The organism is Vibrio sp. JZG10, assembly GCF_054064075.1.
Genome location: NZ_JBSUGE010000001.1, coordinates 362,524 through 382,824, shown reverse-complemented (window position 1 = coordinate 382,824; position 20,301 = coordinate 362,524). Strand labels below are relative to the sequence as shown.

At 43.8% G+C, this 20,301-nt stretch carries 16 protein-coding genes; 6 read left to right on the top strand and 10 right to left on the bottom strand.

Annotation, left to right across the window (positions count from 1 at the left end; translation table 11 throughout):
• The first annotated feature begins 4 nt into the window (after positions 1 to 4).
• From nhaA to fabV, 4 genes are all read left to right on the top strand, one after another.
• A complete protein-coding gene (nhaA, locus tag ACWYVB_RS01730; protein ID WP_006742626.1) occupies positions 5 to 1,156 on the top strand; it encodes a Na+/H+ antiporter NhaA in 1,152 nt (383 codons plus the stop codon).
• Between the two features lie 723 nt (positions 1,157 to 1,879).
• Positions 1,880 to 2,524: a TetR/AcrR family transcriptional regulator gene (locus ACWYVB_RS01725; RefSeq protein WP_005393225.1), complete on the top strand. Its 645-nt coding sequence runs from the start codon at positions 1,880 to 1,882 to the stop codon at positions 2,522 to 2,524.
• Between the two features lie 62 nt (positions 2,525 to 2,586).
• Complete coding sequence (locus ACWYVB_RS01720; RefSeq protein WP_457527725.1) at positions 2,587 to 4,869, top strand: acyl-CoA dehydrogenase; 2,283 nt, start codon at positions 2,587 to 2,589, stop codon at positions 4,867 to 4,869.
• A gap of 174 nt (positions 4,870 to 5,043) precedes the next feature.
• Positions 5,044 to 6,246 (top strand): enoyl-ACP reductase FabV, encoded by a 1,203-nt coding sequence (gene fabV / locus ACWYVB_RS01715; RefSeq protein ID WP_145532240.1) that lies wholly within the window; start codon positions 5,044 to 5,046, stop codon positions 6,244 to 6,246.
• A 76-nt stretch (positions 6,247 to 6,322) separates the two neighbouring features.
• On the opposite strand, the gene ACWYVB_RS01710 is transcribed toward fabV, so the two are convergent.
• A complete protein-coding gene (locus ACWYVB_RS01710; RefSeq protein WP_006742623.1) occupies positions 6,323 to 8,005 on the bottom strand; it encodes an aspartate:alanine antiporter in 1,683 nt (560 codons plus the stop codon).
• A gap of 174 nt (positions 8,006 to 8,179) precedes the next feature.
• Positions 8,180 to 8,446: a GrxA family glutaredoxin gene (locus ACWYVB_RS01705; RefSeq protein WP_005378026.1), complete on the bottom strand. Its 267-nt coding sequence runs from the start codon at positions 8,444 to 8,446 to the stop codon at positions 8,180 to 8,182.
• A gap of 377 nt (positions 8,447 to 8,823) precedes the next feature.
• Here ACWYVB_RS01705 and ACWYVB_RS01700 point away from each other — a divergent pair, with 377 nt between their 5' ends.
• The gene (locus tag ACWYVB_RS01700; protein WP_457527722.1) at positions 8,824 to 10,068 is read left to right on the top strand and encodes an iron-containing alcohol dehydrogenase; all 1,245 of its coding nucleotides are present in this window, start codon (positions 8,824 to 8,826) and stop codon (positions 10,066 to 10,068) included.
• Between the two features lie 77 nt (positions 10,069 to 10,145).
• On the opposite strand, the gene ACWYVB_RS01695 is transcribed toward ACWYVB_RS01700, so the two are convergent.
• The 5 genes from ACWYVB_RS01695 to ACWYVB_RS01675 form a co-directional block, all read right to left on the bottom strand.
• Positions 10,146 to 11,000 (bottom strand): MurR/RpiR family transcriptional regulator, encoded by an 855-nt coding sequence (locus ACWYVB_RS01695; RefSeq protein ID WP_005378021.1) that lies wholly within the window; start codon positions 10,998 to 11,000, stop codon positions 10,146 to 10,148.
• A gap of 311 nt (positions 11,001 to 11,311) precedes the next feature.
• Positions 11,312 to 12,958 (bottom strand): pyridoxal-dependent aspartate 1-decarboxylase PanP, encoded by a 1,647-nt coding sequence (gene panP / locus ACWYVB_RS01690; RefSeq protein WP_457527720.1) that lies wholly within the window; start codon positions 12,956 to 12,958, stop codon positions 11,312 to 11,314.
• Between the two features lie 199 nt (positions 12,959 to 13,157).
• Positions 13,158 to 13,670 carry a hypothetical protein gene (locus ACWYVB_RS01685; RefSeq protein WP_012841922.1) on the bottom strand — a complete coding sequence of 171 codons (513 nt, stop codon included), beginning with the start codon at positions 13,668 to 13,670 and terminating at the stop codon, positions 13,158 to 13,160.
• A gap of 206 nt (positions 13,671 to 13,876) precedes the next feature.
• The gene (locus tag ACWYVB_RS01680; RefSeq protein WP_006742620.1) at positions 13,877 to 14,782 is read right to left on the bottom strand and encodes a lysine exporter LysO family protein; all 906 of its coding nucleotides are present in this window, start codon (positions 14,780 to 14,782) and stop codon (positions 13,877 to 13,879) included.
• A 152-nt stretch (positions 14,783 to 14,934) separates the two neighbouring features.
• Entirely contained in the window at positions 14,935 to 15,855 is a 921-nt protein-coding gene (locus tag ACWYVB_RS01675; protein WP_005393212.1) for an HDOD domain-containing protein, read from the bottom strand.
• 369 nt (positions 15,856 to 16,224) lie between these two features.
• On the opposite strand from ACWYVB_RS01675, the gene ACWYVB_RS01670 reads away from it, so the two are divergent.
• Positions 16,225 to 16,812 carry a TfoX/Sxy family DNA transformation protein gene (locus ACWYVB_RS01670; RefSeq protein ID WP_005393210.1) on the top strand — a complete coding sequence of 196 codons (588 nt, stop codon included), beginning with the start codon at positions 16,225 to 16,227 and terminating at the stop codon, positions 16,810 to 16,812.
• 191 nt (positions 16,813 to 17,003) lie between these two features.
• Here the strand turns inward: ACWYVB_RS01670 and ACWYVB_RS01665 are convergent, their stop codons facing one another.
• The 3 genes from ACWYVB_RS01665 to ACWYVB_RS01655 all read right to left on the bottom strand — a co-directional run bounded on the left by ACWYVB_RS01665 (position 17,004) and on the right by ACWYVB_RS01655 (position 20,276).
• On the bottom strand, positions 17,004 to 17,552 hold the full coding sequence (locus ACWYVB_RS01665; protein ID WP_005393208.1) for a hypothetical protein: 549 nt from the start codon (positions 17,550 to 17,552) through the stop codon (positions 17,004 to 17,006).
• A 289-nt stretch (positions 17,553 to 17,841) separates the two neighbouring features.
• Positions 17,842 to 18,339: a response regulator gene (locus tag ACWYVB_RS01660; RefSeq protein WP_012841921.1), complete on the bottom strand. Its 498-nt coding sequence runs from the start codon at positions 18,337 to 18,339 to the stop codon at positions 17,842 to 17,844.
• On the bottom strand, positions 18,336 to 20,276 hold the full coding sequence (locus tag ACWYVB_RS01655; RefSeq protein WP_256953311.1) for an ATP-binding protein: 1,941 nt from the start codon (positions 20,274 to 20,276) through the stop codon (positions 18,336 to 18,338). Before ACWYVB_RS01655 ends, ACWYVB_RS01660 begins: the two co-directional genes overlap by 4 nt.
• Positions 20,277 to 20,301: the final 25 nt, after the last annotated feature.

Here is a 20,301-nt window from a genome sequence, read left to right as displayed (position 1 = left end):
AACCATGAACGATGTCATTCGTGACTTTTTCAAAATGGAATCAGCTGGTGGTATTCTTCTCGTGATTGCAGCGGCAATTGCGATGACCATTGCTAACTCACCGCTGGGCGAAACTTATCAATCTGTACTGCATACTTATGTATTTGGTATGTCAGTTTCTCACTGGATTAATGACGGCCTAATGGCTGTTTTCTTCTTACTCATTGGCCTTGAAGTTAAGCGAGAGCTACTTGAAGGTGCGTTAAAATCAAAAGAAACCGCAATTTTCCCTGCGATTGCAGCGGTTGGCGGTATGTTAGCTCCTGCTCTTATTTACGTAGCCTTTAATGCCAACGACCCTGAGGCGATTTCTGGTTGGGCAATTCCAGCGGCGACAGATATCGCTTTTGCTTTAGGTATCATGGCGTTATTAGGTAAGCGTGTACCAGTAAGTCTAAAAGTGTTCTTGCTGGCGCTTGCTATCATCGATGATTTAGGTGTGGTTGTTATTATCGCGCTATTTTACACCGGTGACCTGTCGACCATGGCGTTGCTTGTTGGCTTCATCATGACTGGTGTCCTATTCATGTTGAATGCGAAGGAAGTAACAAAACTTACGCCATACATGATCGTCGGTGCGATCTTATGGTTCGCGGTGCTTAAATCTGGTGTTCACGCAACATTGGCAGGTGTAGTGATTGGTTTTGCTATCCCACTAAAGGGAAAGCAGGGCGAACATTCTCCACTTAAACATATGGAGCACGCGCTTCACCCATACGTGGCATTTGGTATTCTGCCTCTATTCGCATTTGCCAATGCGGGGATTTCGTTAGAAGGCGTATCGATGTCAGGTCTAACTTCAATGCTGCCACTCGGTATTGCTTTGGGTCTACTGGTTGGTAAGCCTCTAGGTATCTTTACCTTTAGCTGGGCAGCGGTAAAAATGGGCGTTGCTAAGTTACCTGAAGGCGTTAACTTCAAGCATATCTTTGCGGTATCTGTGTTGTGTGGTATTGGCTTTACAATGTCTATCTTCATTTCCTCTTTAGCGTTCGGAAATGTAAGTCCTGAATTTGATACCTATGCTCGACTCGGTATCTTAATGGGTTCGACGACAGCAGCATTACTTGGCTATGCCTTACTGCACTTTTCTTTGCCTAAGAAAGCGCAAGCGTAAGATAAAAATGCGCTATTTTGTAAAGCCTCCCAATCGGGAGGCTTTTTTATACCCATAGTTCAGTACATCAGCGACTTAATAGCGACACTTTCGTATTGAGCGGATGTCTAGACCATGGAGATGAACGGAATCATCGAAAAGTTAGGTGGTAGATCTGCGGGCGAAAAAAAGCCCAGCCGAAAATTTGACTGGGCGGATACAAACATAGGAGTTAATAAGAAAAAAGCAGCAACGTAACAATTAGATGGAAACAAGTTTGACGGCTAGTGAAACTTAAAATGCCCTAGTTGTTACATTTATTCAGACCGAGCCTTTTCCAAACAGTTCCATTTTTTTTCAAAAAAAATTCGATTTAATTCTTTCTGCCCGCTTGTATCGTAAAGAAGTAAGAGAAGAGGCGAACAGCGTAACCAACTTAATGGCGGTTTGAAACTCGATAGCCCTCTTTTCTATAGTAGCTATAAACTTAAATTGCATTTCAAACCCGCACCTCCTGCTCCGACCGCCTAACGACATTGCTAGCGTTTCAAATACGATGGTTTGCGAAACTTGGTCATTTTCTTCAGGCGAGCATCATTTGCTTATTAGACTTAAATTCAAAAGATTAGATCACACCTTCTAAGTTCTGGTCAGACCAATTGGTGAAAGTGTGATGTTAATCATTTGTTAATCTAAAGTTTCAGGAGTATATTTTCAAACAGTTGTTTAATACGAGTGATTAAAATGGCCCCGAGAACATCAACAAAAGAAAAAATACTCGATGTCGCAGAAGGACTCTTTGCTGAACATGGTTTTAATGATACTTCGCTAAGAACGATAACAGGTAAAGCGAACGTCAACTTAGCATCGGTAAATTATCACTTTGGCGATAAAAAAACGCTAGTTAGAGCGGTTTTAGATAGATACCTAGAAGCGCTCATGCCGAGCATTAAAACCTCACTAATTGAGTTAAATACGCGTGATAGCTACGACATGGACGACGTCTTTGAGTCATTGCGTTTACCTTTGCGTACATTAAATGATGTGCGCCCCAATGGTACTGCATTATTCATGTTGTTAATTGGCCGTGGTTACACAGACGTACAAGGTCATCTGCGTTGGTTCATCACCACTCGATATGAAGAGGTACTTAACCTCTTCACCTTCTCGATAATGAAGGCAAACCCGGAACTATGTGAGGAGCAGCTGTTTTGGCGACTGCACTTCACGCTAGGTACCTGCGTATTTACGATGGCTTCAAGCCAGGCTCTTTCGGAGCTTGCTGAAAGTAAATTTGAAAAGGAAGTCGATGTGAAATCTGTCGTCGATTTACTGATTCCTTATTTGTCAGCAGGAATGTCAGCGAAGCAGTTGGCACAAGACAAATAAGAAAGTTAAACCAATAATAAAATTATGCCCAGAGCGGTTACGTGAACAAAAGGATCTGAACTATGAGCTCTCTACGAAGAAAATGGATTAGTGACCCAGCTTTTAAAGTGTTCAAAAAAGTATTGCCACCTCTCTCTAGCACCGAGAAAGAGGCGATGGAAGCGGGTAGTGTGTGGTGGGATGCCGAACTATTTTCAGGCAAGCCTAACTTCACTACATTGCACCATTATCCAACGCCGACACTGACAGCAGAAGAGCAGTCATTTATGGATAATGAGCTTGAAACCCTGCTAGAAATGCTTGATGACCAGAAGATTGTCAAAGAAGACAGGGATTTACCGCCTGAAGTATGGGAGTACTTACGTAAAGAGCGATTTTTCTCACTGATCATTTCAAAAGCGTATGGTGGTCGTGAATTTTCCGCTTTAGCGAACTCAACCATTGTTTCTCGTATTGCGACTCGTAGCATCAGCACCGCTGTCTCGGTAATGGTACCGAACTCTCTTGGTCCAGGTGAGCTTTTATCGCACTACGGTACACAAGAGCAAAAAGATTACTGGTTGCCTCGTTTAGCTGATGGTACCGACATTCCTTGTTTTGCATTAACAGGGCCCGAAGCGGGATCTGACGCCGGTGGTATACCAGATCAAGGCGTAGTTTGTTATGGCACTCACGAAGGCAAAGAAGTGCTTGGCGTGCGAGTTAGCTGGAATAAACGCTACATCACACTTGCGCCAGTGGCGACAGTGCTCGGATTAGCATTTAAGCTACAGGATCCAGAAGGGCTACTTGGTGATAAGAAAGAGGTTGGAATCACATGTGCGCTGATCCCCGCTGACCATGAAGGTGTCGAGATAGGCGAGCGCCATGATCCTCTGGGTTCTGCATTCATGAATGGTCCGACTCGTGGTGAAGATGTCTTCATTCCTATGGACTGGTTGATCGGTGGCGCTGATTACGCAGGTAAAGGTTGGCGTATGCTGGTTGAGTGTCTTTCTGCTGGTCGTGGTATCTCTCTCCCAGCGCTTGGCACAGCGATTGGCCACCTTACTACACGTACAACCGGTGCTTATGCTTACGTACGTAAACAGTTTGGTATGTCGATCGGTAAGTTTGAGGGTGTTGCAGAAGCAATGGGGCGCATTGGTGGCCTTACTTATCTACTAGAAGCAACACGTACGCTGACGACGACGTCTCTCGATATGAAAGAAAAACCTGGGATCGTAACCGCGATTGCCAAGTACCACATGACGGAAATCGCGCGTACTATTCTAAATGATTCGTTTGATATTCATGCAGGTCGTGCGATTCAAGATGGCCCAATGAACTATCTTGCTAAACATTATCTCGGTATTCCAGTTGCTATCACTGTTGAAGGCGCGAATATTCTGACTCGTAACCTGATGATTTTTGGTCAAGGTGCGACTCGTTGTCACCCATATGTACTACAAGAAATGGAAGCTGCTGCGAATCCAGATTCTGAACAAGGGGCGAAAGAATTTGACAACTTGCTCTTTAAACACATCAAACATGCTGTAGGCAATACATTTGGTGCATTTGGCGCGGCGCTAACTGGTTCTCGGTTTGTAAAAGCGCACATGAGTGGCCCAACACAGCAGTACTATAAAGAAATCACAAGATTAAGCCGAGCGCTTGCCGTTAGTGCTGACTTCGCGATGTTAACACTAGGCGGTGATTTGAAGCGTAAAGAAATGATTTCCGCACGTCTAGGTGATGGCTTAAGCTATCTATATATGGCGTCTGCCGCACTGAAAAAGTATGAAGATGAAGGACGTCAACAAGGCGATCTGGATTTTGTCCACTACGCCGTTCAACACTGCTTGTATAACGCATCTAAGTCATTAAATGAGGCTTATACCAACTTCCCTGTGAAATACGTTGGCGGTGTGCTGAAAGGGTTATTGTTCCCACTTGGTAATCATTTTAATAAGCCAAGCGATGAACTGTGTGTGAATCTGGCGGAAGCGATGATGACGCCAGGAACACAACGCGATCGACTCACGCATCTTTGCTACATCGGAAAATCCGACGACGACAGCGTAGGCTTAATGGAGAAAGCCTTCCTCGCAATGTACGAAATCAAACCTTTAGAGCGTAAGCTTATGAAGGCGGCGAAGGATGGGAAAGTGGCTCGTAAAGGTCTGCTACACGACCGTCTGCAGCAAGCATTTGAAATTGGCGTGTTAACTGAGCAAGAAATTGACCAAATCATGGCGGCAGACAAATTGCGTTACAAGGCGATTCAAGTTGACCACTTTAGTCATGACTTTTCTGAAGTACGAACCGATTGCCCAAAAAAGTCGCATTTGAACCCGGCGGCATAGTAAACCGTTAATACTAAGAAAAGCACCTCAATGAGGTGCTTTTTTGTGTTCTTGCAGAGTGGATGTTGGGATAGTGCTCCAACCACTTGCCTTTTCAGAGCATTTTTACAGAAATTAGATGCGAAATCCCGACGAAACTTTTATCCTAACAAGGTTTTTTAAAGGAAGTTGAATATGATCATCAAACCTAGAATTCGTGGATTTATCTGTACTACAACGCACCCTGTTGGTTGTGAAGCTAACGTAAAAGAACAAATTGCGTACACTAAAGCGCAAGGCCCAATCAAAAACGCACCTAAGCGCGTTCTTGTTGTCGGTGCATCAAGTGGCTACGGTCTATCTTCTCGTATCGCTGCGGCATTTGGTGGCGGTGCATCAACTATCGGTGTTTTCTTCGAAAAAGAAGGCACTGAGAAGAAACCAGGTACGGCAGGTTTCTACAATGCAGCTGCTTTTGAAAAGCTAGCGCGTGAAGAAGGCCTGTACGCAAAAAGCCTAAACGGCGACGCTTTCTCAAATGAAGCGAAACAGAAAACTATCGAACTGATCAAAGAAGATTTAGGTCAGATCGATATGGTGGTTTACTCACTGGCTTCCCCAGTACGTAAAATGCCAGAAACTGGCGAGTTAGTTCGTTCAGCGCTTAAGCCTATCGGTGAAACTTACACATCAACTGCCGTTGATACCAACAAAGATGTGATCATCGAAGCAAGTGTTGAGCCTGCAACAGAAGAAGAAATCAAAGACACAGTAACCGTTATGGGCGGTGAAGACTGGGAACTTTGGATCAATGCACTGTCTGATGCTGGTGTTCTTGCTGAAGGCTGTAAGACAGTCGCGTACAGCTACATTGGTACTGAGCTAACTTGGCCAATCTACTGGGATGGCGCACTAGGTAAAGCGAAAATGGACCTAGATCGTGCGGCGAAAGCGCTAAACGACAAGTTAACAGCGACAGGCGGCAGTGCAAATGTTGCTGTACTTAAATCTGTTGTAACTCAGGCAAGTTCCGCAATTCCTGTTATGCCACTGTACATTGCAATGGTATTCAAGAAAATGCGCGAAGAAGGCGTACACGAAGGCTGTATGGAACAAATCTACCGTATGTTCAGCCAACGTCTGTACAAAGAAGATGGTAGCGCAGCAGAAGTGGATGAGATGAATCGTCTACGCCTGGATGACTGGGAACTTCGTGACGACATTCAGCAGCACTGTCGTGAGCTATGGCCTCAAATTACGACTGAGAACCTAAAAGAACTGACTGACTACGTAGAGTACAAAGAAGAGTTCTTGAAACTATTTGGTTTCGGTGTTGAAGGCGTAGATTACGAAGCGGATGTAAATCCAGCGGTTGAAGCTGATTTTATCCAAATCTAATCGAATGACTGATTAGACAACCGATATACAAAAGGCGCTCATTGAGCGCCTTTTTTGCTTTCATCAGTCAAAGTTATTAACTTAATATTATCAGGATCGTACCGGCTAACGTCATCAGAATATTAGCAATCGCATAGGTACCCGCATAGCCAAGAGCAGGGATGGTGGATTTAGCGTAGTCGTTGACGACATCCATAGCTGGGGCACAAGTTCGGGCACCAATAATGGCACCGAAGAGCAGGGCACGGTTCATCTTGAGTATGTGTGCGCCCACTAAATAGGCCAGTACCACAGGCACAACACTAACAATGAATGCTAGACCAATCACTTTTGGACCAACTTGAGTCAAGTGTTCGAACATCTTTCCGCCTGCACTTAGACCTATTCCCACCATAAAGAACATCAAACCCAAATCTTTGACCATATTCAGCGCCCCCTGCGGGACATAGCCGAAAGTAGGGTGATTTGCTCGTAAGAAACCAAGTGTAATACCAGATAACAAAAGACCTACCGCGTTACCCAAGCTGAACGAAACCTGGCCGAATGTCATGGTGATGAGGCCAAACAGAATACCCAAAATAAAGAAGCTGCAAAAAGCGAGTAAATCGGCCATTTGACTGTGGATCGAGATGAAACCGATTTTTTCCGCGAGTCCATGTACTCGGCTTTTCTCGCCGCTTACCTGAAGGACGTCACCTTTAGCGAGAACAATGTCTAAGTCCATCGGCATTTCTATTTGCGCACGTACCACGCGGTTTAAGAAACAGCCAAACTCAGATAAGTTTAAATCAGATAAACGCTTGCCTGCGATAGCGTCACTTTTTACGACAATTTCTTCTTCAACGATGCGCAAATCAAGCAAGTTACGATCAAATACTTCTTTTCCGTTGCGGAAGCTAGGATCCAAGCGAGCATGGCTATCAGGGAAGCCAACCAGTGCAATTTCATCACCCTCTTGCAAAATGGCATCACCATCTGGATGGGCGAGAATACCGTTACGGCGGATTCGCTCAATGTAACAGCCAGTTTGACGATAAATGCCTAGTTCACGCAAGTTCTTGCCGTCTGTCCAGTCAATCAATTCTGGACCGACTCGGTAAGCACGAATAATCGGTAAGTACACTTTTCTTTGGCTTGAATTTCCAAGGCCACGTTCCTGAGCAATTTGCTGCGCAGAATCAGACAGGTTCTGCTTCTGTAGTTTTGGCAATAGCTTCGCGAACATGATCATGCTAATTAAGCCCACCAGATAAGCCATCGCGTAACCTACAGATAGATTTTCTAATACCAAAGAAAAATCCATATTGCGCGGTATAGTAGCAAGGCCGGAGTTTAGAGCGTCTTGTGCACCAACCAGTACTGGTGTTGCTGTCAAAGCGCCAGCCATCATACCGGCTGACAAGCCAAAATCGAGGCCGAAATAGTGGCTCAAGCCATACGTTAAGCTGACTGCGGACACGAGAACGGTCATACTTAAAATAAAGTAATGCTTACCATCTCTGAAGAATATGCCAAAAAAGTTTGGTCCAGCTTCAATGCCAACGCAATAGATAAACAGCATGAAGCCAATGGTTAATGCTTCTGCATTGAATGAGAAGCCAAGGTGACCCATTACCAACGAGGTAATAAGAACGCCTATGGAGTTGCCTAGTTGTAATTTGCCAAATCGGATTTTTCCGATGGCAAGGCCAATGGCTAATACGACGAAGATTAGAAGGATAGGGTTTTGCTCAAGAAGGTATACGACGTCTATGTTCACTGTGTGGCTCGGTAAAGTGTGTGCCAAAAAGATTAAGAATTGCGAATTGTAACTAAATATAGCAAAAAGATAAGTGAATTTTTTTAGGTTTTACCATTAGTTGACGTAAGGTAATAACCAACTGAAAAATAATAAAAAAGCCGCTTGAAGCGGCTTTCTTAAAAACTGTCTTTATTATTCGTCAAATAGACCTAGGTGCTCTTTCGCGTATGCTTCGAACTCGTCGCAGCCACCGATGTGCTCTTGGTCGATAAAGATTTGAGGAACAGTTTCAACTGGTTTACCAACTGTTTTCTCAAGATCTGCTTTAGAAATGCCTTCAGCATGGATATCAACGTAACGGTAGTTGAAGTCGTCACGCTTCGCTTTTAGCGTTTCTGCGTGTTCTTTTGCACGAACACAGAAAGGACATGCAGGGCGACCAAAGATAACAACGAACATAATCTTATTTCTCCTAAATCTATTCTTTTTTGAAAGCGTACAAAACATAGCGGCTGAGTGCGCTCTCTTTTGTTGCAGTAACTATGCCCGATCCAGATACGGAAATAAAGCGGCAATTACCTCTTGGTTCTATAGGTGAAATCTATCGAATAAAAACTAAACGCGCTCCCTTATTCTATGGCTCTAAAGTATGTGAAGTGACGCATAAAAAACATACATTTTAAGGGGTTAATGATGGCAAGGTGGAATTGGTCAATTTTTTTTATTCAAAAACATAGCAATCTAATCTGGCTATACGCAAATGACTTCAACTCTTACATAAGTGTTAAATCAGAGGGCAAGAGGTTATTTGGGTATATTATTTTGGGAGGATGTGTATGTTTCAGTTTATGACTGCAACAAGGATTATATTTGGTGAAGGTGCACTTCAGTCTTCATTATCCGTTATCAACCAATTTGGCTACAGTGTTTTGCTGGTAACTGGGAAGGACACCCAACGAGCCACGCCCATCATTAACTACCTTAAAGCTCAAAATATGCGTTACCAACACGTAGCAATCAATGGCGAACCTTATATCACAATGGTAGAAGAGACCGCGGTACTCGGTAGAAAATTCCAGCCTGATATGGTGATTGCTATTGGCGGTGGCAGTGTCATCGATATGGGTAAAGCCCTAGCCGCTATTATTCCTAATCAAGGCAATGTTTACGATTACGTCGAAGTGGTAGGAAGAAACGTACCATTAAAGGCAAAACCTCTTCATTTTATTGCAATTCCTACGACAGCAAGCACGGGCTCAGAGGTGACTCGAAATGCGGTGTTGAAGTCTGGACAAGATAAAGTGAAAGTGAGTCTTCGAAGCCCTGATATGCTGGCAGACGTTGCCATTGTGGATCCGACGCTCACTTATGGAACCGATCAATACACATCCGGGCGTGGCGCGATGGATGCGTTCACTCATTTGATGGAAGCGTATGTGTGTGGTGAGCCAAACCCTCTTACAGATATGGTGTGCGAAGAGGGACTTCGTCGTTTAAGCCGTTCAGTGATTGCTGCTTGTAAGCAAGATAATCATAAGGCTCGCTCGGATTTATCATTCGCTGCGTTGCTCGGTGGCATGGCCATTACTAATGCCAAATTAGGTGCTGCGCATGGGCTTGCGTCGGCGTTAGGAGGTAAGTTAGATGCTCCCCACAGCGTGATCACGGCGCGTCTTGCACCGCACGTGATGCAGGAAAATATTAACGCCGCGAAGCTCGCTGGTAGGAATGATGTGATAAATCGTTATCGTAAACTTGCCCAACTGGTTACCGATCGTGCGAACGCGAATGAGCACGATGGGGTTCTTTGGGTAAATATGGTGTTAGATAAGTTAGCGTTGCCGTTACTTGGCCAATTCGGAGTATGCCAAACTTCTTTTGAACAAGTGGCGAACGATGCGCTTAAGTCGATGGCGATCAAAGGCAACCCGCTACCCCTTAATCAGGAACGTTTGATATACATATTGCAGCAAGTCTGTGATTACAGTGGAGAGTGTGTGGCAGAGAGCACACAACACGTGAGCTCTGTAGAAGTGCTTGAATCAAGAACGGACTTATCGAGTGTGAACGACTTGGGTTGATGTATTGATCTAAAGCACATTGAAAAAAAGGGGAGCGTTGAGCTCCCCTTTATTAAACTTTCACTAAACAGCAGGACTTAGTACTGACTTAGCTTGTCATAGCGACTGTCTTTCAACGCATCTTTTACGCGTTTTAGGTTCTCTCGGAAACCTGTACCACGGCGAAGTGTGAAGCCAGTTGCCAGTACATCAATCACCGTCATCTGTACAACTCGACTCGCCATTGGCATATAAACGTCGGTATCTTCAGGAATATCAAGCGTAATAGCGAGTGAACTTGCCTTTTCTAGCGGTGAGTCCTTTGCTGTAATCGCAATGACCGTCGCGCCGTTTTCACGAGCAAGGTTTGCTATTTCGACCTGACTCTTCGTTCGACCTGTGTGAGAAATAAGAACCACAACATCATTATCACTGCAGTTAATACAACTCATGCGCTGCATGACAATGTCTTCAAAACAAGTAATTGGAATGTTAAAGCGAATAAACTTGTTTTGTGCGTCTCGGGCTACAGAAGATGATGCACCAAGGCCAAAGAATGAAATGCGCTTCGCTTGCGTTAGCAAATCGACCGCACGGTTCACTTGCATTGGATCTAGGCTGTTTTTCGCGACATCTAAACACGCCATGGTCGATTCGAAAATCTTATGGGTGTACGCGTCTGGGCCATCGTCTTCTTCCACGTTACGGTTAACGTAAGGGGTACCGTTGGCTAGGCTCTGTGCCAAGTGAAGCTTAAAATCTGGAAAGCCCTTGGTGTCCAGACGACGACAGAAGCGGTTTACAGTGGGCTCACTAACATCAGCCATTTTAGCCAACGTTGCAATGCTTGAATGAATTGCAGTTTGTGGAGACGCCATAATTACTTCCGCAACTTTGCGCTCTGACTTACTGAAATTCTCCAGGTTTTTTTGAATTTTTTCTAATGTATTCATAGTGTTCACGAGGGTATAGAGAACAACTCGCTGGCTCTGTTAACGAAAGGAAACACGAAGATTCCAGAGTAGAGTGGGGCGTTAACGAAAACAACCAGCGCCATAGAATCAGTATAAACCTGATCTTCAATCAGTCTAAACCAATAACGGATACTATTTAGTGAGAATTTGACAGGCCTCAAACAAAATGTTGTAAAAACTACAGAATTGGATGTGTAATCGATGTTTTGTTGCGCCAGTCGCACGAGAATGATGTTTGAGTTACATCAAAACGAAAAAAAATTTCAAATTGATGTAACTCTTTCGGGCCATTAAGACGATTGGATATTAGTGACCACCTGCTGAATTCTTTCCATCAAATTTGGTGCTTGCTTGGCGATTTCACGTTGTTCATCAAGCACCGAACTCAAAATCTCTTTGGTCGTCAGCGGATTTGCCAAAACCACTCGGAACACAATCGTGTTCATGCGCTGCCATTGGTCTGGGTTCAGTCTTGTACGTGAAACAAACGATTTGCCCGTTTCACGCTGACGCTTTTGAATAAACTGTGTTAATTCATTAATCAGTTCATTCAGTTGTTCTTTTTGTGAACCTTCCGCTTTTGCTAATGCCTCACGGATGAATGGCGGCAAGTAGCGGTATGTGAGCAGACAAAGCTCTGGTTCAGAAACCAATTCGAAATCATCTTGCTGCTTGATTAAATCCGCAAAGTAGCGAGCTTTTTCAATGCTTTGGTCTATCAGCAGCTCATAGCCTGGGCGGCTGATGATGTGCATTGCGGCATAGACCAACATTGCCATGCCTGAACGAGAGCCTTCTAATGTATGACTGCCTAGGTCTTTTGAGCCTTTACGCAAGATATATTGAGCGTGATGCTCTATGGATTTCATTGCGTCAGGGTCTTTGAACAGAACCATACCAGCGCCCATCGGGATGTAGAGTTGCTTGTGCGCATCAATGGTTACTGAGTCTGCCATTTCCACACCGTTAAGAAGGTGACGGTGGTGATTAGACATAAGTGTTGCGCCACCCCATGCGGCATCCACATGGAAATGACAACCGTGAGCTTGGCAGACTTCTGCGATTTCAGGTAGCGGGTCGACATTACCAGTCTCTGTTGTACCAGCTACACCAATAACAGCAATAGGCTTGATGTTTTGTTTCTCTAGTTCAACAATTTTCGCTTTAAGGTCGTCGACAATAATACGGTTGTTGGCATCTGTTTTAACCGCAACCAAGCCATCTTGACCTATACCTAGTACATCGGCTGCTTTCTTAAGGGAGTAGTGACCACGCTCAGACACCAATACCGCTAAGCCATCGTAGCCATAATGCTTCATGGCTTTAAATAGGCCTTCTTTCTCAACGCCTTTAAATGAACTATTGGCTCTTAACGCCTTGTTACGTGCTACCCAAAGTGCAGTGATATTGGCAATGGTACCGCCGGAGCAAAATGCGCCCAATGAGTGGTTTGCGCTATGCATCCACTGATCGTAAAACGTATCGCTCTGACCATAGATCAAGCGATGTAGCATGCCCAAAACTTGACGTTCAAGCGGGGTAAAGGCTTTAGAAGTCTCTATCTTTACCAGGTTTTGGTTTAAGGCGATCATGATCTTTGACAGTGGCATCAAGAAATAAGGCAGCGCCGATGTCATATGACCAATGAAGCTTGGTGAAGAAGTGTGAACGGAGTGCGACACCAAAGTGTCGAGTAAGTGTTCTGTATGATCTGACACGAACTCTGGCTGCTCAGGAATCTGAGCAGAAGAAAAGTCTTTTTCGATTTCGCGTAAAGGCTTTTCTTCTGCCACGATGTGTTCACGAAGAAATTGATTTAGATTTCGCGAGAGGCTCTCGTCAATTTTGGTTAACGTTGAGTCAGGACCTTCTGGGACAGTGAAGATCTTTAGCAAGCTCTCAAAGCTAACGTCAGCGGTTTTTTGTTCCTTAACCATAGCAAAGAATCTTTGTAGTTATTTTGGTAATGCGAGCGGCACAATCTAAACTAAAACGGGCGCAAAGTCCCGTTTTAATTGTTGAAACCCATGTTGCTGAAATGAAAATTTTAGGTGAAGGCTACAATCTTCGCATTAAAAAATCGTTGATTTTAATGTGTTAAAACACTCGGCGTTTTCGAGCATCCTCAACGATTAATTAATCACACTTCTGCTTTTCAATCTTCTCTATTGACTGATTGTACTTATTAAGCGCGGTATCAATTTGTTGTGGATGGCTAAGCAGGTCGGCGAATGCTGAACGGAGTTCGTAGTTTTTTGGATGGTTAGTCGATTGACGGTCACTAAACGTTTGTTTTGCGACTTCACCTAACTTATCACTTCGGCTTGCTAGCTGCTTAACGTCGTGTTGTTCCAATTTTAGCCATGCTTCGATTGGCTGTTCTGTTGCAACACGGCTAGGATCGTTCTCTAGAAAATAATGAACTGCTTCACGGTTTAATTCAAAGTGATGTTTACGGCCGTCCAAGAACCACTGGCTAACTTCTTTTAGATCTGGATACTGGGTAACCGTCAAATCAACAAGATCTTGATACCACTGTAGTGAGGCATCAACATAGCCGTCGTATTTGCTAGCAAGACATTGTTGATCTGCGGCAAACGTAAAAGTTGAGCTTGTAGCGAGGAGCGCTGCAACGACAAAGCGTTTCATTCTTCTTCCTTCTGGTTGTTATCCCTTTATTAACGCAAGGCACATAAGTTGATGTTTCACCCTTCTTTCTCTTTAGTCGTGATAAATCATTGGGCTAATTGATAAAAAGAAAGCGGATTATTGCCAAAATCGTGATCACTTTGACGTTAACTGGGTATTTGAATTTTTGCCGTATTGTAATGGATGTTAAAGCGAAAACCTGAGATCTAGCTAGCAAGTGATACAAAGAAAAGCATCATAACTGGTACCAGTAAACTCAAAATAAACCCACTAACGATGGCAACTGGGACACAACGCACACCACCTGTAGTCTGAATAACAGGTAGGGTAAAGTCCATCGCTGTTGCCCCTGCATAACCAATTGCTGTGCACGGATAGCTACGAATAAAGAGAGGAATGGCTACCAGCGCGACCAGCTCTCTCATCAATTCGATCAGGAAAGATGCCCCCCCAAACACGGGGCCAAAAGCGTCTCCCATCAAAATTCCTGCGAGTGAATACCAGCCAAAGCCTGAAGCCATCGCGAGGGCTTGATAGAGAGGAAGGTCCAAAAGTATCGCTGCAATAACGCCACCAAGCATACATGTTGCGATCACAACTGCCGCAATGGCCATACCCTGTTTATTTAATAGAATTTGGCGAAGAGTAAGACCACTATTGCGAAGCTGAATACCAATAAAAAATAGGAGCAGGAAGAGTATCCATTCGCTCGCTGTATCCACCCAACTTAAATCGATGGGTAACAGCAGACCAACTACTAGCCCGCCACCAACGACAACAATCAGCTTTACTGATTCTAAAGCCATCGAGGATAGTGGCAGCTTCTTTTGATTCTGATTGGTCTGGAGAGGAATAATCCTATCGATAATAGGCAGCGCCAACAGATTACAGGTACTTAAACATAAAAAGAAAGTACTCGCATAGAGGAGAATACTCTGTAAGTTGCTACTTAAGTTATCGAGCGCTGCTAGGCTTAGTCCCATCAACGACAAAATGACGTAAATAAGGTAGGACGTTGATTGATTGATCTTCTCCAGTAACGAGGCTCGAGATATAGGAATTAGATACCCCACAACAAGTGGAGCGAAAATAAATAGCATCCCTGAGAACATAAAGCTCTATGATTCCTTTTTTGAGATAATACCAACACACATAAATCAAATTATTTATCGGTTGAAATTAGAGAGATATTTCACCAAATACCAAACGCTGCTCAGCCTTGAGCGAATCGTTTATCGCGAATTAGGTGTGAGAAAACGATAAATTACAAGCCGCTAGCACTTAGCACTGCACGTATTTGGTCATTGAAGTCAGTATCACTCATATTGCTGAGTTCATACAAGACCTCTGCACCTGTTAAGTTGAATTCAACTTCGTGTTCATCAATGCGTTCATCATGATTGCGGAACATCAATAGGTGATGCGCGATTCTTGCAATGTCTAAATAACTCACTTCCGGTCGCGTTTGCTCGTACTTCTCGTTTGAGGAGACCTCTCTAAAGTCATTGTCAAATCCCCAGCGCTCGAGCACCAGTTTGCTTGTTGCTGAACAACGAGTTTGGAAGATTTGCAACGCAATTTCAGGATCTAGGTAATTGCCTCTATCTAAGTACAGGTGGTACTCGTTAATTAGACAAAACAAACCGATATCGGCTAGCAGACCAACCAGCAATGCTTTTTCTTGCTCCAAGTGCCCGTAAGTACCTGGCTCGTGTTTACGAAACGCTTGAACCAATATCACCATGACGGCACCGAGTTCTCGGGATACCGCTGCACTTTTCACCAAGATAGCATTACATTCTTTGGTTAAATTTACTGAATGTTTAAGTTGTTCAATCGCTTGTGCGGTAACAATATCACGCACGCGCAGTATACCAAGGCGAGATACCGCGGTGGTTAAGTCGTTGCAGGTAATGTTTCTACGATTGAAAATTACAGAGTTTGCTACTCGTAGAACGACCGCCGCCAAGCCGGGATCTTCTAACAAACAGTTAGCAACATCTGAAATAGTGGTGTGTTCTTCGACACATAACTGCTGAATTTTAAGCACGACATCAGGAATAGGGGGTAATGAAATCTTACCCGTTGAGATGGACTGTTCTACCAGCTGAGCAAACTCGGATTCCAGTGCGTTTATAAGCTTATCTTTATTATTTGGCAGCCAAAAAAATGATAAATGTTCCATTGTGACGCTGTACTTGAGATCTTTCGTACAGTGTACCCTTACAGCGTATTCTTTATCAATTAAATGCGTATCAAGTGCTCGTAATTGCCAGCGAGATCATAATGATGGCGTGTTTTGGGCATGCCGTGCGTCAAAAAAATATCACCACATGAATAATAAGTGTGAAACTAATCACGTATGCTGGATATATACTTTTTTATATGTGACCTATGTCCTAACTTATTTTTCAACGTTAAGTATGATTAAGCAAGTTGGTGAGCACAACTCACAAAAATATCGCCAACAAATCGACATTTATAATTCGCTATAAGCTGCTGTTTATCTGGTGACATCGCTAATCGGGGTAATTTATTCAGATTAAAGAGGTCAATGGACATGACAGACCAAGCTTTTTTTAAATATGTACGCAACTTTAGTGAGTATCAAAAACGTTCTATGTTCGGTGGTATCGGTTTATTCACCGATGATGCTATGTTTGCGCTTGTCAGCAATGATTGCTGCTACTTACGTGGTGGTAATGGATTGGACGAAGTGTTTACTCAACTGAATTGCGAAAAATATAAGCACGTCAAAAAACAGACGACGGCAACCGTAAATTATTATGACGTAACAGATTTGTTTGAATCCGGATATGCAGGACTCGATGAACTGGTACAAAAATCAATTGAATACTCAATTAAGGAACGAAAATATCAAAAGTCTTCTGCCAGTAGACGTTTGAGAGATCTGCCAAATATGCAGTTAACTCTTGAGCGAATGGTCAAGAAAGCAGGTGTTGATGACGTAGAAACCTTTTTAGAACTTGGACCTGTAAAAGTCTTCAACAAAGTTAAAGTGGCTTATGGCAATGACGTTGATGTTAAGTTGCTTTGGAAATTCGCTGGTGCAACTGACGGTGTTCATTGGAAACTGATTCAAGAGCCGCGTAAAAAGCAGTTATTGGCGCTGTGTGAGTAAGCAAGCTAAACGCACGATGATTGACTCGTTTTGATGGAGTTAGCGGGTCGTAAAGGCAAGTGTTGAAAGCGGAAAAAGGACATTGAAGTTTTTGACCACTTCATTGAGTTAGTCATTAGATTAGACAAAAAAACCGAGGCATGGGCCTCGGTTTTTGTTTTTTAATTTGCTCTTTTCTTAAAGCACAAATCTTAAAACTTAAAACGCGTGGTGAACATTACCTGATCACCATAAAAGTCGTTGATACGCGCTTCAGCACCTAGAGAGAAAAGCTCAGTTGAGTGGAAACGAGCGTATGCTGCACCGGTCCAGTCGTCATCGTTATCAATAGATACGTAGCCGACTTTGCCGCCTACTTCTAATTGAGGACCTAACCATTGACGAACACCTAAGTTCAGTTCCATACCTACGTCAGTGCTGCTATCGCTTGAAGGTTGTACAACGCGCATTAGCATTTCACCTGTAAGGTCAGCCCAGTTGTTTAGTGGCGAATGAAAGCCAAAACCAGCGGCTGAGTCAAAATCACTTTCAAACTCAGAGTCGATACGAGCAATAACATGTGCGTTAGGGTGAATTGATTTGCTGAATCCAGCACCAAATGTCACAGGACTTGCGCCAATACGTGCTTCGAAATAGTCGTAGCTAAAGTTGCTCATAGTTGCTGGCGCATTGCGGTCGTTTGCGGCTAGGGCATGGCTTGATGCCACTAGTAAGGCAGCGGCTAATAGTGTTTTACGCATAACTAACGATAAACCTTGTTCATTATTTCCATGGATTCAAGCAACCACTTGAACCGTAATCTGATTTGTCCGACATCATAATAAAAAGGAAGGTCCACGACCAACAAAAATGTGTCGATGTTTTGTCAATTAACTTAATAGTTAGTTGGTTTAAGCAAAAACTACGCCATATACATAACGTCTAAGAGCATCAATCGGATAAATAGTGATGCTTTTCCATACTCGCGCTATTGCGCGAAATAACGTGGATCAGCTGGCTTTGGTGACATTCAAGCTAGAGCCACGCATATTACTCGCCGAAGCTTGCTCTGCGTTCAGCCATGGCATTGAGGATCGCCTCAGAATCAAGGACTTGAGTCCAAGATAATAAGTTATCATCGTTTGCAATCATAAAAGCAGTAAGCTGAGACACGATTGCTTTTCTCAACTCTTCACCTCTCCATGGTTTGGCTATGTAATAGTCCAGACTTGCGTTATTGACGGCCTCAACGGTGTCTTCTAAGCCGGCTTGTCCTGTAAGTAAGACTTTGCGGGCCGCTTTTGTGTCACCATTTTGACTGAGTTCGATTAAGAAGCTAATCCCAGTTTGCTCCGGCATAATGTGGTCGCATAAAATGAGCGCAAGCTGAACTTCCTCTTCCGCCATCTCCTCGATCACTTGCCTTGCTTCAGTGACTGATTCCGCTCCCTCGACAATAAAATGTTCCTCAAAGGGAGCGAGATCCTGGAGCACGCTATCCAAGACTTCTCGTTCGTCATCGACACATAAAATTAAATACTTGGTCATATTTCATCTCCTTTTTCGATGACTGGTAACCAGACTGTCATTCGTGTGAACTTGTCGAGCTCTGATTCGACGTCAATCCATCCCTTATGTGCGGTCACGATTTGCTGGCAGATGGACAGCCCAATGCCTAAACCAAAGTTGCCTTCTTTTTTCGTCGTGAAGTTGAGCTCGAAAATGGCATCTCTTTGCGATTCAGGAATGCCACACCCATTATCTTCAAACGAGATAACGGCGTAATGTGTATGATCTTTTTCTGCAAGACGTGTTTGTATTTTTAAAACGCCTTTTTCCGGAAATGCATCAATGGCGTTAGAGACCAAATTCGTCCATACCTGTTGGAGTGCGATTGGTTGACAAAGGATAGGAGGTAAATCCGCATAATCAGTGGAAACCTGATGCATTTTTAGTTTGTTTTCGAAGATCACCAAGGTATCTTCAATACCTTCATGAATATCAGCATAGTGCTGGGTCTCATCATCTGAGCGTGCGTAACCTTTAAGGCTTTTCACCATATCTGCAATTCGCGCAGCACAGACGTTAATCGAGCGAAGAGTGGAACCTGCTTTGTGGTATTGCTCAAGAGTATCGAGAACATGAGAAGACACTTGCTGTTTTTTCGTTAGTTGAGTGAGTAACTCGTGATCTGACTCTAGCCCAAGGTTCACCACTTTCTTAGCCAGTGTTCGGTCTGGAAGGGCATGATTAAGTGCTTTAACGCGTGATCTGAGCTCTGCGGTTGAAGCGGGTTTTGCGGTTTGAGCTTTGCTCAGCAACTCAATGCCTTTGATTTGTATATCGGAACTGGGTACTTCGTTAAGTAATCGTGCAAGCGTATGCGTTAAATTTTCTACGCCCCTCAATATCGCTGCTATCGGATTATTTAGTTCATGCGCCACGCCCGCAACCAACTGGCCGAGCATCGCCATTTTTTCTCTTTCAATGAGTTGCTGGTGGGCAGACTCCAGCGATTCGAGCGTTTTTTGAAGTTGCAGCTTGGTGTTGATGCTTCTTTGTAACCGGCGGTTGAAGTGGCGTAAGAGCAAGTTTGTAAAAAGAGGCAGCAAGTTTGAGTCGCTTTGCATCACTTTATTGAATACGTTGCGATCGAGTTTGATGACCTCTGTCTTTGTCAGCGTTAGGGCTGTCGAGAAAGAACATTCCCCAGTAACAAACGACATGCCTCCGACAATATTACCTTTGTTATGGCGTACAACCTCTCGCTGCATGCCTTGTTCATCGCGCTTGTACAGAGCCACTTCACCATCGGTGATAAACCACAAGAAGCTATTTGGCTCGCCTTCTACGGTTAATAAGTGTTCAGTTGAATAGGTGCGGCAGGCTCTTGTTTCGTCATTGTCTTTAAAAAACTGTTGGAGAGCGGAGATCACTTGCTCGGCTAACTCAGCATCAGACATCGAGTGGTAGTCGTGTAAAAAGCCCGCTTGATAATGGCTCATCTGATTATTGATGTGCGCTCGCAACAAGCTGTGATGATCCAATATCTGACTGTAACTTAGCAGGTCTTCTTTACCGTTTCGCAATATAAATTGGGTCAGCTCTTTTTGCACTGTGTTAAATAAGACGTGATCTGGCAAAGGTTTAGTGAGGCAGTGGTCGAGCCTGCCCTCATTAACGGCAGTGAGAATTGCCTCTATATCAGACGAGCAGCTAATAAGAATTTTTCTTGCTTGCTCGGTATGCGGCATCCGGTCTAAACCAATAAGAAAATCCACGCCATTAAAATGAGCGTGATGGCTCGCTATGACTAAAGCAACAGTCTGTTCTCTTTCTTCTAGATACTCTAAAGCGCTTTGAGCCTCTTCTATCGACTCGACAGAAAAGATATCAAATTTACTTGAGAAGGCAGACAGCTCCAATCGAAACTGTTCAGCACTGATTGGGTTGTTGTCGAGACATAACACAGCATAACGATTCACAGATGTTTTAGCTCCGGTTAAAACT